At 59.4% G+C, this 19,027-nt stretch carries 2 protein-coding genes (1 of these 2 only partly in view); both read right to left on the reverse strand.

Annotated elements, in window-relative coordinates; genetic code table 11:
• Positions 1 to 1,662, reverse strand: coding sequence for a DUF4114 domain-containing protein (locus tag KBY68_RS10065; protein WP_255097046.1), 1,662 nt, complete (start codon positions 1,660 to 1,662; stop codon positions 1 to 3).
• Positions 1,641 to 19,027, reverse strand: the 3' portion of a protein-coding gene (locus KBY68_RS10070) for a putative Ig domain-containing protein (RefSeq protein WP_255097047.1). The gene runs 8,488 nt beyond the window's last position; only the last 17,387 of its 25,875 coding nucleotides appear in the window; its start codon lies beyond the right edge, outside the window; the stop codon is at positions 1,641 to 1,643. Before KBY68_RS10070 ends, KBY68_RS10065 begins: the two co-directional genes overlap by 22 nt.

Consider the following 19,027-nt stretch of genomic DNA (forward strand, 5'->3'; position numbering starts at 1 on the left):
TCAGGCCACAGTGCCCTTGAGCTTGAAGTTAAAGCTCACGATGTTGTCATCGAAGTCTTGGTCACCGCCACCATTTAGATCCTCCAGACCAAGAACACCAGATCCCAACACCCGGAAGTGGTTGAGATTGTCGCTATTGGCGGAGCGGAAGGAGAAGAAGGTGTCGCCGGTTTGGGCGACGGTGGCATAGGGAGCTAGCAGGCCAGATTCGTTGAATTCCGCAATGGTGTCGGTGCGGGTGGCGCCGTTGGCCACCGCCAGGGTGCCAAAGCCATTGAACAGGTTGGTGCTGGTTAATGCGGCGGCCTTGTAACCGGCGGAGCCGGGGGTGATCAAGGTGTTTGTGACGGGATCGAGCACAGCGCCATCGGCCCGCTGGATGCGGTAGAAACCAATGGTGGTGTCGTAGTTGGCCTCCCGGGCGAGAGAAACGGTGGAACCTTCGAGGGTGCGACCTTGCAAGCCGGTGAAATCAAGGATGGGAGTGTCTGCCATCTGGCTGGAGATCAGATCGCCAAGGCCGGCGATGGCGCTCTCATTCAAAAGGCTGAGGGCAACGGTGTTGCCTCCCTTGGATGCCGTGGCAGCGGTGTCTGTTGATTTGCTGAGATCGAGGGTGCGGAAGCTGCTGCCAAAGCCCTGGAGGGTTGTGTTTTTAGCTAAGAGACTTTCCAGGGTGGTGTCTACCACTTCAAAGAAGACCAGCTTCTGGCCATTGATGAGGTTGATGTCCCGCTGGAATTTCATCCCCGTCACGTTGGGGGTGTCGCTGCTTTCCAGGTTGGCCAGCAGGATGGTGCCGCGATCGCGCACCAGCTCGTAGGTGAGGGTGTCGAATTTTTCATCGGCATTTAGGGCCACATAGCCGATTTGATTCACGGAAGCGGCCTTAGCGGTGAGGGTGGCGCGCACCGTTAATGCAGCAGGTGAGGTGCTGTCGGTGGGGTCTGCAACGGTGAGGCTATTAGCCGAGGCCGTGAAGATTGCATTGAGATCAACCACACCGGCGCTCGAAGAATCCACAACCACGCCATTTTTGTCGCCGTACTTGTCGCCATAGCCACCATCAACGAACTGAAGATCGGCCGTATCGGCGGAGCCATTGCCATCGAGGTCATAGAAGCGGGCACCGGCCTTTTTGGTGGGGTCGTAGGTGAAGGGCGTAGCCACGGGTGCTGCTTGGCCGATAGGGGTGCTGTACACAAAATAGGCCAGTCGTTTTTTGGTGGCTCCGGTGGTTAACTCCAGGCCATCTAAGAGCGGATCAAGATCAGTATTGGCGCGGGCCGTATTGGCCCCTGGCGAAGAGAAATCCACATTGAGGCTGAAGTCGAGTCCCGTTTGACCGATTTTCAGTTTTGCAGACTGGTTAACCAGGCTCGGAGGTGCCTGCATCCGGTTGAAGTTAACGTCTCCGCTGATTTGGCCCGAGCTCGGGCGCAATTGGGGCTTAATAACGGTGCGATCGGTTTTGGTGTACTCAACCGTGATAGCTGGAGCTGTTGGAAATGTTGTATCACCTGTAATCGTGAAATTACTTGTAGCAGCACTTGTATTACCTGCGCTATCAGTTTCTTTTACATTGAAATTATAAGTAGTAGCATTTGCAATTGTTGCTGTATATGTCCAATTGGTAGCAGTTACAGTTGCATTGCCAAGCAATGTAGATCCGTTATAATTGCAACGCTGCTACCTGATTCATTGGTGCCAGCAAGTACAAGACTGCTATCATCTGTTCTCGCACCAGATGCAAGTGCGCCTGCAATAGATCCAACGTTATCTGTTATCGATGTAATATTAGCTGTTGGCGCAACTGTATCACCTGTAATCGTGAAATTACTTGTAGCAGCACTTGTATTACCTGCGCTATCAGTTTCTATTACATTAAAGTTATAGGTAGCAGCATTTGCAATTGTTGCTGTATATGTCCAGTTGGTAGCAGTTACAGTTGCATTGCCAAGCAATGTAGATCCGTTATAAATTCCAACGCTGCTACCTGATTCATTGGTGCCAGCAAGTACAAGACTGCTATCATCTGTTCTCGCACCAGATGCAAGTGCGCCTGTAATAGATCCAATGTTATCTGTTATCGATGTGATATTAGCTGTTGGCGCAGTGCCATCAATCACCAGCTGTGCATTAGCCGCTAGTGATCCAGTGGCCCCAGGACTGGCAAGGGTGAGGACAGCATCATTGCCGGCAGCATCTTTTATTGTGCCGCCATTAAGAGTAAGTGCAGAACTGGAGAGTTGATCGAGATCAGCTGAAACATCACCGGCTTGAACGGTGTATTGGAAGGAGAGGGTATTGCTGCTGCTGCCGGAGATGTATGTGGCGTAGCGATCTGTAATACCGGTTTCCAGTTGGAGCTGTGGAGTGCCGTCAGTATTGTTAACCAACACCGCTTCTTGGAAGCCAACAGTGATGGTGATTACGGAACCGATCCCGTAGCTGCCTTCGCTGCTGCTGTTGTCAACTCCGGTAACAGCTGGCGCTTTGGTATCAACGCTGTAGTTGGCGGTGGTGGCGGTTACGCCTGTATTACCAGCGATATCGGTATAAGTACTAGCAAGGCTGAGGATATTTGTGGGATCTTGTATGGCTGCGGATGGCGTAAAAGTGCCAGTCCAAGTGATGTTATCGCTGGATGTCATCAGTGAGAGGACACCGTTTTGAGCGGTGATATCAGCGGCGCTGCTAAAGCCGGTTACCGCTTCTGAGAAGACGAGGGTAACGGTTGCGGTATCACCAATTGTGAGAGCGGAATCAGAGAGTGTGAAGGAGCTAACGGCTGGAGCAATGGTATCAACGGCGTAGTTGGCCGTTGTGGCGGTTACGCCTGTATTACCAGCGATATCGGTATAGGTATTAGCAAGGCTGAGGATATTGGTGGGATCTTGTATGGCTGCAGTTGGCGTAAAGATGCCGCTCCAAGTGATGTTATCGGCGGAAGTCATTGCCGAAAGTGAACCATTTTCAACGGTGATATCAGCGGCGCTGCTAAAGCCGGTTACCGCCTCTGAGAAGACGAGGGTAACGGTTGCGGTTTCACCAATTATGAGAGCGGAATCAGAGAGTGTGAATGATCTAACGGCTGGCGGGGTGAGATCGATGGTTGCGGTGTAGGGGGTGCCGGCGGGGGACTGGTTGGCGGCGGCATCGGCAACTCGGGCCGTATAGCTGAGGTTCTGGTTATTGGTGAGGGTACGGCTATCGACATAGCTCCAGCTGGTGCCGGAGACAGTGGCGGTGCCAAGGAACATGCTGCCGTCGTAGATCCGAACGGTTTCACCGGTGGCCAGGGCCGTGGAGAGGGTGCCGCTGATCGACAGGGAGGTGTCGTCGGTGGTGCTGCCTGGGTTGACGGTGCCGTTGGTAATGCCGACGTTGTCGGTAATGGCGCTAACTGCCGCGGTGGTTGTCGGAGCCGTTGAGATCAGTCCAGGCATGCCCGGATCGTCGATGATGCCATTGACGAGGCCGTCAATATCACCACCAGCGGGGTCGCCATCGGTATAGGTCAGGACGATCTGATCAATGAGTCGATCACCGTTGAGGTCGATCAGCTCTGCACCATTGTCGTAGGTGTAGGGATTGCCGTCGGCGAGGAATTCAAACCAACCCCCTGTGCCGTTATTGGCTGATGGGTTCCATTTGGTGTAGGTATTCATCGCAAGGCCATTGCCTGGCAGAAGGATCACCTGCCGTACCTGATCTCCCGGGTATGGATCACTGCCGTCGGCAAGTGCGGGAGCTAGATCGATAAACCTGTCGAGTCGTTCTTGGGTGCCGTTGTCGATGCTTTCCAGCCGGAATGCCAGGGGGTCGTAGGGATAGCTCACGACGACACTGCCGCTCTGACTGCTCCCGGCTGTTGTGCTGACGATCACGGATGGAACAGCTGATGAGCCATTCCCAGTTACGGCAAGCTCCTCTGGTTTAAGGACTTTGACATTGACGATCCGCACATCGCTGTCGGCCTGCAGCGACGTAAAGCTGTCGGGCAAAGCCTCTGTCGGATTAGAAGAGGCTGTTTGGAAGTTTCCTTTGCTGACCCACGGCACGGAGGCCACGTTGGGTTGCCAACTGTCAGGAATGCCGTCGTTGTTGAGATCTCCCGGGGGTGTGCTGCGGCCATTGGTGGCTGCATCCTCAACAGTTTGGGCAATTCCATCTTGGTCAAAGATATCCAGCGCCTGATCCGTGATGTTGATCACGGCCAGGGTTAATGGCTTCTTGGTTTGATTGCCGCGGGCATCGGTTGCTACCAGCGTGAAGGGAATTGAGAGATTGCCGAGGAGCTGGTTAGCAGCATCCCGGTCAGCGAGCTGGATGGGCTTGAAGAAAGAGAAGCTACCGCTCGTGGGGTTGATTTGAAGCTGGTTGGGATCTACATCTTGCAGGCTCCAAGTGACGGACTGATTGGCTTTGAACTGGGCGACCAGGAGTGCACCTTCATTGGCGCTGATGATCTGATTGGTGGGTAGATCAAGGATTACCGGTGGTGTGGTGTCTACTCCGGTGGCGTTAAAGGTCTGGTCGAGGATGGCTGTGTTGCCGGCGAGGTCAGTGGCTTTGAGCAGTAGCCTGTTGCCGGCTGCATAGAGTTTTTGCAGCACTTGGCGTCCAATGCTGAGGCTCCAATTGAGTGGGTTGCTGGCGTCACGGGTGGCCAACAATCTGTTGTTGTTGATTTCCACCGTGACCGCCTGGCCAGCCTCGAGGCCCGCCGTCGTGCCTGTCAGCGTGATCGGATTAGCATCGGGATTGGCAGCCGCCGAACCCCACTGCTCTTCGGTTGGAGTCGTAACGGCCAGCACGGGCGCTGCCGTATCCACCGTAAAGTCGCTCGTGCTGCTAGCACTATTGCCGGCTTGATTGGTCAACGCCAGGCCTACCGTATAGCGGCCATCAGTGGCGCCATAGGCCGCTAGCAAATCGGCCGGAACCGGCAGGCTCCAGGCTCCCCCCGACACAACGGCGCTCAAGCTGCGGCTGGCAAGCGATCCTGCTCCAGGCAGCGTCACCTGCACGATCTGGCCGTCCTCAACGTTGCTTACCAAGCCCGAGAGGATCGGCTCCAATCCACTGCTCAGCTCAGTAGCATTGATAAAGGAGTCCCCAGCCATGGCCGTGGACCTAAACACTGGCGGACCGGCGTTGATGACAAAAGACTGGCTGGCGGAAACCAAATTTCCGGCACCATCACGGACACTGGCACGCAGGCTGTAGTTGCCACTATCCAAGCTGCTGAGGTCCAGGGCCGGAGTCGTCCAGCTGTTCGTCGAGAGCAGAACTGAACTGCTGAATGTCGGCGTGGTGGCCTTCTCAGCCAGCACATCAATCACCACGCTGGCGCTGGGATCACTCAGCACATTGGCGACCGTTCCAGAAATCGTTACTGCTGCCGCCTCAGCAGGATTGAGCAGGTTATTACCACCAACCCCATCGACAGGCGAGCTGATCGTGATCGCTGCCGAACGATCAAGCGTGAGCGAGCCGCCGCCAGTGGCACGATTGCCAGCCTGATCAATCACGGTTGCCGAAACACTGAAGGCGCCCTCATTGGGCAGCAAGAAGCGTCCAGCATCCAGGGCCAAGCCCCAGCTGCTAGTGCCGTTGCTGCTGCTCGGCGCCACCAACTGGCTGACGCCATTGACGCTAACCAGCGTGGTAACGGCATCACTGCTGGCGCTGCTGCTGAGCAGTACACCGGCAGCCAACTCAGCGGCGTTGAGGGTGGCCGCGCTGTTGATTGCACCAGCGAACTGGCCCGCAAACGATGGATCGAGGAAACGCACAGCTGGCGCCGAACCAACGAACAACTGCAAATCAACGATCGGAGGCGTCCTATCGACCGACACCGTTTTGCTGGCAGAGAAGGGGTTGCCGGCCGCATCGCTGCCGCTCACGGTCACGTTGTAGGGGGTGCCATCGACCCAGCTCAACGCCGGCACGTTGAAACTGAAGGCTCCTTGGCTCACCGAGCCGGATGAACTGCTGTAAAGCGTTGACGTGCTGCTACCACTACTCGAGGTAATCGCCAAATTGACAGAAGCACCATCCTGCACATCCGCAGTCACGCCACTGATCGTCAGGGCTTGGCTGCTCTCGGCGAGGTTGATCCATGAATCAGTGGAGATCGTCGCCAGAGTCACCAGCGCTGTGGTATCCAGCGTGAGGCCGTAATTAGCAGTGCTGAGATTGCCAGCCAAATCACTCACCGCCAGGCCCAGGTTGATCGATCCATCGCGAAGGGTCCGCAACTGGCTATCGCTGAATTGCACCTGCCAATTGCCATTAGTCACTACGCTGGCGCCATTGAAGCCGCCGAGGCTCGCATCCACTTGCTGACCGTCTTCTGCATCAGTGGTTCCCTTGATCGTTAGGCCAGCAGCAACCTCTGCCTTGTTGAGCAGGCCACCACCGGAAAAGAAGGGGTTGTTACCGGAATCGGTAATCGGATTGCTGAGGGTGGGTGGATCCCGATCGATCGAAATATCCTTGGTTCCTAGGGTGCTGCTGCCCTGCTTCAGGGTCAGCGTGTAGGACCCCGTGCCATAGGCATCCAGGCTGGCTTTGGGCACCACTGCGCTCCAACTGCCATCGCCCTGGGCCGTGATCGTGGCCAACAACACAGGGTTATTGGACGACCCAGTATTGGACGACCCAGTATTGGAGGACCCAGTAGGCGAGATCAGTACCTCCAACTGTTGCCCCGCCACGGCCTGGGACACCGTGCCTTTGACCTGAATGCCGTTGGGGTTGGTGGCCTCCACCAGGCTGAGACGGTCATCACCGGCCACACGGCTAAAAGCACCGACCCGATCCACTTCAATACTGCCGCTCGCAACTGCCCCCACAGCAAGCGGATTACCAACGGCATCGGTAATGCCGGTGCCATTGCTCTTCAGTTGGAGCACCAGACGGCCCAGGCCACTGATCTCGCTCACTGTTACATCAAAAGTTGCAGTTACACCCTTAATGGGATTCACGGCCTGCACGTTGCTCAACGAGCCGATGGCCGTACCCGTTGCCGTGAGCCGGAAGTCGGTAGCATCGACATTGCTCACCGGCTCTGAGAAGGTGACGCGGAAGGTTTGCACCGCGCGGTTACTTTCACTGCCTGCAGCCACCTTGATGGTTGCCAGCCCCGGCAGCACACCATCGACCAACACAGCGGAGCTGCTGATGGGTGGCAGCGTACGGTCGACATCGACCCGCATGCCGTTGTCAATGTTGGTGAGGCTGCTGAACTCAGGCAAGTTCAAGCTGGTAGGCAGTCCGATGCCGCTGGAGCTACGCAGATCACCGTCAGCGACGGTATGAGCAAAGGAAAGTTGCTCACCTGCGGCGTAAGTGGTGATGGCATTGCCTGGCGCGCCCTCTAGACCAGCATTGACGCTGCGGTTGCCATCGAGCTGCAATGTCAGGCTCGGCAGACCGCCAGCGGGATCGAGGCTAATGGCCCGATCAAAGCTGATGGCGAACTTGAGCACGGAACCGCCTCCATAGCTGCCATTGGCCGGGAGCTGGACGCCAGTGATCCGGGCCACGTCCGCCACCGGATTGACATCCACCGTCACCGCCACCGGTGTGCTCGACACCAAACCGGAATTAGCACCGTTGTCGCGGGCCAGCACCGTGAACGCCGCCAAACCATTGCCATTGACATCCTGATCGGGTGTCCAGAACGCTTTGGTGTCGGCGTTGATGGTGTCATTGCTACCTGCCGCCCAGGCCGTGGCGGTTTCAACGCTGCTGCCCAGGCGCAGGCTGCCGCTGGTCACCGCTTTCACCACATAGGCATTCACCAGACCATCCACATCGCTGGCGTTGGAAACAGCCGCCAGGGTCTCAAAACTGATCTCAGCGGCGGTGTCTTCCTCGGTGCGGACAACACCGGTGCCCAGGATCGAGAAGGTGGGTGCATCGTTCACCGGCGTGATGGTGAACGTGCCCGCTGCCACGGCGCTCGTCGCCTGGCCGCTGTCGCTGACCTGCCACTCGATGGTGCGGCTGGTGCTGGTGGCGGTGGGGTTGTCGCTGCTGCTGGCGTAGGTGACCGCCCGCAGGGCCCTGAGCAGCTGGATCAGGGTTGGTTGCGGCGCGTTCTGATCGGTGCTCGGGGTGAGCGTGAGGGTGAAGTTATCGGCATTCCAGCTGCCCTGCACACCGGTATCGCCACTGACCTGAGTGCTCAGTGCCAGGACATCGCCGGTGGTGAAACCAGCGCTAATGCGCACCGTGGCCGAGCTGAAATTGGTGCTATCGGCATCGCTCAGGGTCAGATCAGGGTTGAGGAGTAGGGCGGAATCACCCTCGCGGTAGGCGAGTGGCAACGTCGCTGTTGAGCTGATCTCAGGGGCGTCGTTGATGCCATCGACGAGCAGACCAGTGGTGGAGGCAAAGCCCGGCAAGGTGAGGGTGCTGTTGACGGGTAGGCCGTCATCGATGCTGGTGATCTGGCCGCCATTGAGATTGAGGGCTGCTGCAAGGCTGATCCCGCTGCTATCGAAATCACCGCCTCGGACGATGTACTGGAACAGCAAGGTGTTGCTGCCAGTGCCGCTGAGGTAACTGGCGCTTGCGCCGCTGCCGGTATCGAGGGTGATCGGCAGCAATGGGGTGCCATTGCTGGTGTTATTGCTGATGTTGACCGTGACATCGACAGCACGATCAAATTCGACTGAGAAGACCAGATGATCGCCCGTGCTGTAAATCCCATTGGCAGGCAAGCTCACCTTGGTGATCACCGCAGCATCACTCTGGTCGGCGACCACGTTCACCAGCACGGTGCGCGGCGGCACCGACACAGCACCGCTGTTGTCGCGTGCCACCACGGTGAAGGCACTCAGGGCACTGTTGCCTGTGCCGTTGGCATTGGCGACAGGGGTCCAATAGGCTTTGGTGCTGGCATCGATCTGGGCATTGCTCGTGGCGTTGTAGGGCGTTGCTGTTGCCAGCGTGGCGCCGAGCAAGAGAGAACCACTGAGCAGTTCTCTGACCTCGAGAACCGTGACGGTGCCATCCGCATCAGCGACCTGGCCCTGGGCAGAACCGTTGCCAATCAGATCGCTATAGCCGATGGTGACGGTCTGATCTTCTAGGCCATTCACTACACCTGCAGCAAAGACGGTCAAGGTGGGGTTGTTATTCACCGCCGTCAGATTGACGGTGGTGGTCGTCAGCGTGCTGCTGGCTGGAGCGGGGGTGCCGACATCCGTCACCTGGAGGCTGATGGTGCGGGAGGAGCTGGTGGCGGTTGGGTTGGCGTTGGTTGTGCTGTAGCTCACGGCCCGCATGGCCTTCTGGTAATCGCCCAGCGATGCATTGCCGCTGAGGCTCAACACACCGGTTGCAGCGTTGTAAGTGGCGGTAATGCCGCTGACGTTGATCGGCAGGCTGAGGACATCGCCGGTGGTGAAACCAGCGGTGATGGCGATGGATGCGGCGCTGATCTGGGTGCTATCTCGATCCGTTAGGGTCAGATCAGGGTTGAGGAGTAGGGCGGGATCACCCTCGCGGTAGCTGAGGGGACCCCCAGACAAGGTGCCGATCTGGGGTGCCTGATTGACCGCCTGCACGGTGAGCGTTGTGGTCAACGCGGTACTGGAGGCCGTACCAGTGCTATCGGAATTGCCATCACTCACTACCCACTGGAAGCTCCGGGTCTCGCTGGCCGCACCACCGGTGGGATCGTTATTCGTGCTGGAGAACACGATGCTGCGCAGCGTCTGGTCGTAGTCCGCCAGCGATGCCGATCCCGTCAACCTGAGGACCCGGGTATCGCTGTTGTATTGCCCGCTGATCGACGATGTCGCTGCCGTGAAGGCCAGGGTATCGCCAATGCGACCAGTGCTGATCGTGACGGTCGCACTGCGCAACTGCAGATCATCGGCGTCGCTGATCGTCAGGCCAGGTGCCAGCGCGGTCGCAGTACCGGCCTCGTTGTAGGTCGGAGGGGCAGAGGGTGCACCACTGAGCAGCGGCGCATCCGTCGCCGCTGCAATCGTGATCGTGGTAGCGGAAGGAAGAGAATGGCCCAGGATGCCGCCGCTGGCACCGTCACTGTTGGCATCGGTGATGCTCCAACTAACGGATCGGGTGGCGCTCTGCAGGGTGGGATCGTCGGAGCTGGAGCTGTAGGTGACCGTGCGCAGGGCGGCCTGGAAATCAGCCAGCGATGCTGTGGCGTTCGAATTCGCCGGGGTGAGCAGCAGAACACCTTGGTTGCTGTTGTATTGAGCGCTGATCGTCGACGGTGCCGCGCCACCAAGGGCCAGCACGTCACCGGCCGTGGCGGGAGAGATCTGAACACTGGCGCGGATCAGTGCCGTGTCGTCGGCATCACTGAGGCTGATACCAGCGTTGAGAACCACCGCAGTGCCGCCTTCGCTGTAGGCAACGCTTGTGTTGCCCGATCCGATCGTGATCAGGGGGGCACTGTTCACCGCTTGGATCGACAAGGTGCTCGTTGCCGTCCCGGTGGCGGCGCCAGCCGCATCGGAATTGGCATCGACCACACTCCAACTGATGGTGCGATTGGGCGCAGCGCCATTGGCGGTGAGCTCGATGTTGCTGCTTGAGAAGGTCACCGCGCGCAGGGCCTCCTGATAGGCCGACAGCTCAGCTATCCCGGTGAGGCTCAACACACCGGTGTTGGTGTTGAAGCTTGTAGTGAGACCTAAATCACTCGCCAGGGCGGCATTGAGGCTGAGGGTGTCACCGGATTGGCGGTTGGCACTGATGGTGACTGTGGCACTAGCGAGCTCGGTGTCATCGACATCGGCGAGGCGGAGAGTGGGGGCGACAATAACGGCGTTACCGCTTTCCGTGAAGGAGGCGATGGTGCCTGGGGTGATCCCTGCTGCATCGGCAACAGCGGTGATCGTGAGGCTGCGGTATGCCGAGCTGGTGTTGTAATTGGTGCTGTTGCTATCGGCCTCAAGGAACCAGCCGATCGTGCGGGACGGGGTGATTGCCGTGGGGTCATCACCGCTGCGGAACTGTACCGATTGGAGGGCGCTCTGGTAATCAGCAACGGAGGCCGTGCCACTGAGGGTGAGGGTGGCATTTTCACTGTCCCACTGCGCCGTGATGCCGGCGCTATTGGATGGAAGAAGTAACTGATCACCACTGCTGTAGCCCTTCGAGATTTGAATGCGTGCCGTACTGAGGCTGCCGAATCCGCTGAGGCTGAGGCCACTTCCTAGGGCCTGATCGCTATTTTCCGTAGCAGTGATCGCGTTGAGATTGCCCTGCAGGGTGACGCCGTTGACAAGCAGGGTGGCGTTGCGCGTTGCGCTGCTGAAGGCCGTCGTGCCCCCATTGCCAGTGGTGTCAGCCGTGCTGCCATCGCTGCCGCTGGTGGTATCCCAGGCGCGAAATGTCAGGCTACTAATCACATTGCCGACGGTGGTTGCATCCGGCAGATAGCGCAATTGGGCGTTGGCATTCAGCAGGCGCGCCGCGCTATCGCTGGGTGTGGTGATGTCGCTCCAGGTGGTGCCGGAGTTAGTGCTGAACTGCCACTTGCCGCTGTCGGTGAGGGCGCCATTACTGCTGTTGGTTTTGCTAATCCCCGTGATGGCAATTCCAGCGGCGCCGCCGCTGTCAACATCGGCGACGGAGCCGGCCAGCAGATCGGCGACGCTGATCACATCGCTTGCTTGTGAACGCACGGCGGAAGGGAGCTTGATCGTCGTGGACTCCAGCCAGCTGGGGGCATCATTCACCGCAGTCACACTGATGTTGGCCGTGTTGCTGTCGCCGCTAGAGAAGGCCGTGCTAAATCCTGTTTCAGATGTATCAACGAGGGAGCCAGCTGTACCACTGCTCCGGTCCCAGGCGCGGTAGGTAAAACTGGCGCTGGTGGCGTTCTCGCCATCCGGGAGGAAACGAACCTTATCGGTGGAGCGCAGCAGTAGGGACTGCTTGGTAGACAAGCCACCCATCGCAGACCAGCTTGACCAGTTGTTGTTGTCATTAAGACTGTATTGCCATGTGCCGTTGCCGCTGCTAAGGCTGGTGATGGCAACACCTTGAGGTGCTGAGCCGCTATCGGGATCACTGATCGTGCTGCTTAGAATGAAGCTCGAAATCAGCTGACCTGCATTGCTCGCCGCATCTTCGGTGATTGAGGTCAGGCTTGGCGTGGCGCTGCTGAGAGTGGGCGCGTCATTGCCTGCCTGGATGGAGAGATTAAAGGTCTTGCTGAAGGTGATATCTGTAACTGTGGGACTGCTGTATTCAACGAGGTAAGCTCCAGGGGAGTTTGTGTTTTCAAGGTCATTCCATTGTCCATCAGCAGACCTAATCTGAGCGTAATCCTCCTGTTGATATCCCGTTAGCACTTGAGTATAGATTCGATTTCTGTCCCAGAACTCGTCCCACCCGTTTGCGTATGAGATGTCTGTTCGATATATTCCTGCGCCCCGATTATTGGGCTCTCCGCTATCCCAGTTGGCGTAGCTGCCCCCCACGGGGCTGCCGTTGCTGGCGCCACTCCAGAAGCTTGTCCCCGCTTCTGGGCCTGTTTCCCATTTCCAAGCCCCCTCGGAGGTGGCATCAGAAGCGCCAATCCAGGCATTGGCAGGAATCAGATTGTAGAGGTACGTGTTTTCCGCGCCGCTGGTGATCGTGGCCAGGTATCCGGTGATGCCGTTGTAGATCCGGGCCGCTGCTGCCGCTTTGGCTGAGGTCCAACTGATGCCGGAGCTGCTCACATACTCATAGAAGTGCGGCAGGCCATTGGCATCGCGCCGCACGAACATATTGTCTGCAAGCATCTCAACCTGAACCACCCTGGGCTGACCGTTAAGCGTGGTGGTGGGGTTATTGATGGCATTGCGATAACCCACATTGCGCAGCACCTCTTGCCAGAAGGCCTCCGATTTGGCCGAGGTGGTGGACAGGTCGAGAACTCCGACAGTTTGGTTGTACTTGACGGTGACCGTTGCCGTCGTTCCATCCGCAGTGATGCTGCGGGTGCTGGTGAGGATTGTGTCGCCACTAACCACAGACGAGCTGGGAGTGGAGGAGCCCTGCAATTCGAGCCGATCTTCCGCCGAAACCAGGCCACTGTTGATCAATAGCTTGACGGCGCTGCGGGTCTGGGCGCTGTCAGGGTCGTTGAGGGTGAGGCCGGCATCGAGTAGCTGCAGGTCGTTACCAGTTACACCATCCAGATCCAACTCCTGATAGGTGATTGCGGCGGCGGTGATGTTGGTGCTGGTGGTGGTTGCGCGCGACAGGCTCAGGGTGAGGGGATCATTGACCGCAGTCACACTCACCGAGGCCGTATTGGTTGAACTCGAAAAGGCAGAGGCTCCCCCCGTGCTGGTGGTATCCACCGTGCTACCCACCGTGCTGCCATCGCTGCCGTCCCAGGCGCGGAAGCTGAGGGTTGCGCTTTCGCCATTGGTGCCATCGGGCACATAGCGCACCTGGGTCGTGTTGGCGAGAAGTAAGGCGTTGGTGGTGGCCAGGGTGCCAAAGGCCGTCCAACTGGTGCCGTTGTTGGTGGAGTACTGCCAGGTTCCGAGGCCCGTGGCCGTCTGAATGGCGATGCCGATGTTGGCGTTGACTGTTTCCTGGTCGCTGGCACGGTTGCTATTGCCACCCAGCAAATTGGCAACGGTGACCCCGCTGGTGGCGGTGTCTTCATCCACCCCGGTGTAAGTGTAGGTCCCGTTAATCGTGCTGAGAACAGGGGAATCATTAACCGCCGTTACGATGATCGAAACAGGAACGGCTGTGGGCGATGTCAACCCAGCGTCGTCGAGGGCTTTGACCTGGAAGGCTCCGGTGACGGGGTTGCCGTTCAAGTTGGCGAAAGGTGTCCACACCGCCTTGCGGTCAGCATCAATGCGGTTGTTGGTTGCTTGATGCCAGGCGCTGCCGTTAATCGAGAGAGTGCCTTTGCTGGTGTCGACAGTGGTGACGACAAAACCGACCACACCACCGCCGGCATCCGTTTCATTGGCGGCGCCAAGCAGATCAGCGAGGCTGAACTGGAAGGTCTGATCCTCGCTTGCACCGCTCAGCGCGTTCACCAAGGTGAGAGTTGGTGCCGCATTACTGGCGGTGACGCTGTAGATGGCCGTCACCGGCGTGCTGACAACACCGTCGCCCAGACTGGCGTTGATGGTCGCTGAGCCATCGGCAGTGGCGACAAAGGAACCGGCTGCCAGTGCTGTATTGATCGCACTAACGCTGCCGCTCAGTTGGATGCCGGTTGTACTGGGATCGGCATCGGTGAGGCCGCGGAAGTTGCCGCTGCTTGCACTCAGGCTAAGCGTGAGGGTCTGATCAGTGTCAGCGTCATTGACGCTGATGTAACTCAGGCCATCGGCCACACCCGTGGTGAGAGCACGGCTAGTGCCTGGCGTGCTCAGCGTGGGTGCGCTGTTGAGCTTGGTGGCCAGGAAGCTGTAGGTGGCTGTGGCAGCTTGCGTGCCGCCATCCTCCAGGGTCAGGTTGATGCTGGCACTGCCGGCAATGGCTGCTGAGAAGGTGGCATTCACCAGGGCCGTATTGATCTGGGCGGCTATGCCAGTGAGCTGAATGCCAGCTCGGTTGGAATCGGCGTCACTGAGGCCAGCGATGGTTCCATTGACAGGCGATAGGGTCAGCGTCAACGCATTGAGGTCGATATCAGCAACGGTGAAATCAACGAGAGCGGTGCTGACGCCGGTATTGACGGCGGCTGCAGTCGTAGGCACACCGCTGATCGTGGGCGCGTCATTCTCCGCCGCCACGATGATCGAAACAGGTACATCCGTGCTTGATGTCAAGCCAGCGTCGTCGAGGGCTTTGATCTGGAAGGCAGCGGAGACGGGGTTGCCGTTGCTGTTGGCAGCTGGTGTCCACACCGCCTTGCGGTCAGCATCAATGCGGTTGTTGGTTGCCGCATCCCAGGCGCTGCCATTAATCGAAAGAGTGCCTTTGCTGGTGTCGACGCTGGTGACGACAAACCCGACCACGCCACCGCCGGCATCCGTTTCATTGGCAGCGCCAAGCAGATCAGCGAGGCTGAACTGGAAGGTCTGATCCTCGCTTGCACCGCTCAGCGCGTTCACCAAGGTGAGAGTTGGTGCCGCATTACTGGCGGTGACGCTGTAGATGGCCGTCACCGGCGTGGTGATAACACCGTCGCCCAGACTGGCGTTGATGGTCGCTGAGCCATCGGCAGTGGCGACAAAGGAACCGGCTGACAGGGCCGCATTGATCGCGCTAACGGTGCCGCTCAGTTGGATGCCGCCCGCGCTGGGATCGGCATCGGTGAGGCCGCGGAAGTTGCCGCTGCTTGCACTCAGGCTAAGCGTGAGGGTCTGATCAGTGTCAGTGTCATTGACGCTGATGTAACTAAGGCCATCGGCCAGCCCCGTGGTGAGAGCACGGCTAGAGCCAGGCGTGCTGAGGGTGGGTGCGGTGTTGGCCTTGGTGGCCAGGAAGCTGTAGGTGGCTTTCGTCACCTCATCGCCACCATCCGCCAGTTGCAAGCCAATGCTCGCTTCGCCACCGGTGCTAGCCGTGAAGGTGGCATTAGCCACAGCTGCATTAATCTGCGCGGCTGTGCCAGTGAGCTGAATGCCAGCTCGGTTGGAATCGGCATCCGTGAGGTTGCCGATGGTTCCATTGACAGGCGATAGCGTCAGGGTCAAGTCACTGCTGTCGAGATCAGCCACGCTGAAATCCACCAGGTCGCTGCTCACACCCGTGTAAACAGCGGTAGAAACGGTGGGCAGGCCGCTGATCGTGGGCGCATCATTCACCGGATCCACGTTGACCTTCACCACCACGGGGGTGATCGACTCGCCATTGCTGTTGTCTAGGGCGACCACCGTGAAGGCGCTGAGGGCATTGCTATCCATGCCATTGGCATTGGCGGCCGCAGTCCAGTAGGCATTCAGGGTTGGGGTGATCCGGTCATTGCTGCCGGCTAGCCAAGGCTGGGCACCCTGCTCCGAGGTGCCCAGCTTGAGCGTGCCGCTACTGATCGCCTTCACCACAAAGCCTTCGACGCTGCCACCTTTGTCGGCCTCATCGGCGACAGCCGTGAGATCAGCGAAGGAGATCGCATACGGCTGATCTTCCTTGGCTCCGCTGAGGGTATTGATCAGGGTGAGGGTGGGTGGTGCATTGGTGGCGGAGAAATTGGCGGTGCTGCTGATCAGCGGTGCCAGGCCATTGCTGAGGCTCAGCTGCAGGTTGGAACTGCCCGAGGCCGCTGCCTTGTAGCGGGCATCGTTGAGTTGGCTGTTGATCTCAGCTGCGGTTCCCTTGAGCTGAATACCACTGGCAAGGCTGTCGCCGTCAGTCACGCCGTAAAGGGCGATGCCAGCAGCTGGATCACTGATCGTCAGCGTGAAGGTCTGGGGATTGCTGTTGGCATCGGGATCGGTGATCGATAGGAAGCCCAGGCTTTCGCCAAAACCGGCACTGATCGAGCGGGCCGAACTGCTGGCGGGGTTGGTGAGAACCGGATCACTAACCGCACGGAATAAAAAGGCGCCTTTGCCTGTCCATGGTCCAGTCTGGGAGCCATTGACTCTGGAGCCATCATCCAGAAACAGTCTCACTGGGACCATACCGGGGGCAGTCGATTGCAGCGTGATCGCTGGATCGGCCAAGAGGGCATTGAGCTGGGCCAGTGTGCCCGTCGCCAACCAGGAACTGGTGCTGTTGATCACGAGCGTGGCGCCGCCGCTATGGGCGCCAGCGCTGAGGCCAGCCAGGCTGGCCTTGAGCACCTGGAGACTCAGCTGGGTGGAGGTGCCGTAATCGGCCAGATCCAAATCAGCAACGCTAATCGGCGTGCTGCCCAGCAGGCTCTGCAGGCTTGTGGCCACACCGTGGCGTAAGCGCCCAATCGTGCCGACTGGCGGAACACCACTGAATACGGCTGGATCATTCACCGCCGCCACGCTGATCGTGGTGCTGCCGAGGCTCGAGCTGGTGCTGCCCGTAGCCAGATCAAAGCTCAACCCATAATTGCCATTGCTATTGCTGGCGGCGGTGAAGTTGAGAACCTCACTGGTTTGCAGATAGTTATTAAGGGCACTGATAGTGCCCACCAGGGTCAGTTGGGCGCTATTGCTGCCACTAACCGTGACCCCCGGGCCATTGCTGGCGCTGAGGCTGCCGCTGAGGCTGGTGCCTTGGCGCACCGAGAGGGTCAGGGTTTGCAGCGCCTCGCCGCTATCGGGATCGGCCAACACCAGGGCGCCCAGGTTGAGCGGCGCCGTGGTGTCCTCCGTGGCGGCGATCGAAGTGGGCAGGTTGCTGATGGTGGTGGCGTCATCGCTGGCGACCACCGCAACGCTGAAGCTGGCCGTGGCCGTGGCATTGGCCAAACCGCTGCCGTCGTTGGCCGTGACACTGATCTGGCGCGGCGTGGTGTCGGGGTTATCGGAGCTGTTGGAGTAGCGCACCGCCAACAGGGCGGCCTGGAAATCGGCAAGGGTGGGCGTGGCGTTAGCAGCGGCCTTAATCAACAGCGAACCACTGGAGGCGTCGTAGGCCGCGGTTAACCCGCTCGGCGTGTTGGCCAAAGCCAGCAGATCACCGGCTTGCCCGTTGGTGATCGCCACCTCGAGCGATTGCAGGCTGTTGTCCGCGTCGCTGACGCTGGCGCCAGGCCCCACGATCGCCATGGGGCTGCCGTTTTCGGTATACGAATTGGGGGCATTCGTGGGATCCAGATTCAGCTGGGGGGCAGCGTTGGCCGCAACCGTGCTGCTGCTCGTGAGGGTTGGTGAGAGGGCAGCCCTCAGCGCGGGGCCAGTTGGACCCAGCCGCTCGGCCTTCAGGGCCAAAGCCAACGTGGGGCTGGCGCTGGGGTTGGTGGCGGTGAGCTGCAGGGCACCGAGATCGATGCTGCCGTCGCTGCCAATGGCGTTGCTGTCCAGGGTGATCGTGGTGGCGCTGCTGTCGCTGTCGACCAGGCTGCTGCCACTGGCGAGCGCCAGCGCGCTCACGACCCCACCCAGGGGGACATCGCCCGCGCCGGTGAGACTGAGTTGCACGCTTCCAGCGGCCAACCACTGCTTGTCGATCACGCCCGAGGCATCCACACCCACCAGGCGCAGACCACTCAGGCTGCTTGCCACGCCCGACTTCAGGGTTGTGGTGCTGGGGCTGCCCTGGATCTCGAGTTTGGTCGCTACGACATCGGCCAAGATTGGCTGGGTGGCTGGGCTGCTGAGGCTGCCGGCGGTGGCTTTTAACGTGAACGATTCACCATCGGCAGCGGCCTGATAGACCAGGCCCGTGAAGGTGGCAACGCCATTGGTGAAGCTGGCGGTGAGGTCACCGGTGCTGCCAGCTTTTTCCAAGCTGCCCGAACCGGTAGCCACCAGCGTTACCAGGCCGGTGGCGGTGGTGTCGACGTTGCCGGAGGCATCAACCGCTTGCACCTCATAGCGATTACCACTGCCGCTCACCACTGCAGATGGGGCCAAGATCTTTAAGGCCGTGGCGGGCAAGGCGCCAAGGGTCAGCGTGAAGGCCTTGCTGGCCTCGGAAATGCCGTTGGTGGCCGTCACGGTGAACGGATAAACGCCACCGCTGCCCACCGCCGGGGTGCCGCTGAGCAGGCCGGTTGCGGCGTTGAGGCTGACACCTTCGGGCAGTTTCCCCGAGCTGACGGAGAAGCTTGGGGCGGGATAGCCGCTGGCAGTGAAGCTGAAGCTGCCGGCGCTGCCGGGATTGAAGCTGCCGCTGGCGGCGCTGGTGATCACGGGGGGCGCGCCCACATTGGCCCTGAAGGTCTGGGTGGTGCTGCCGGCGCCGTTGCTGGCTTCGAGGGTGACGGTATAAGCGCCGCCGTCCGCCGTGGGGGTGCCGCTGAGCACGCCGGTGCTGCTGTTAAGCGTCACGCCGGCGGGGAGGGGGTTGCTGCCGGAAGCCAGCCCGTAGGTGACTGCCGTGGGGTAGCCGCTCGCGGCAACGGTGAAGGTGCCCTCAGTTCCCGCGACGTAGCTGGCACTGTTGACGCTGGTGAACGTAGGCAGGGCGTTAA

This window comes from Synechococcus lacustris Maggiore-St4-Slac (assembly GCF_024345595.1).
Classification (GTDB): domain Bacteria; phylum Cyanobacteriota; class Cyanobacteriia; order PCC-6307; family Cyanobiaceae; genus Synechococcus_D; species Synechococcus_D lacustris.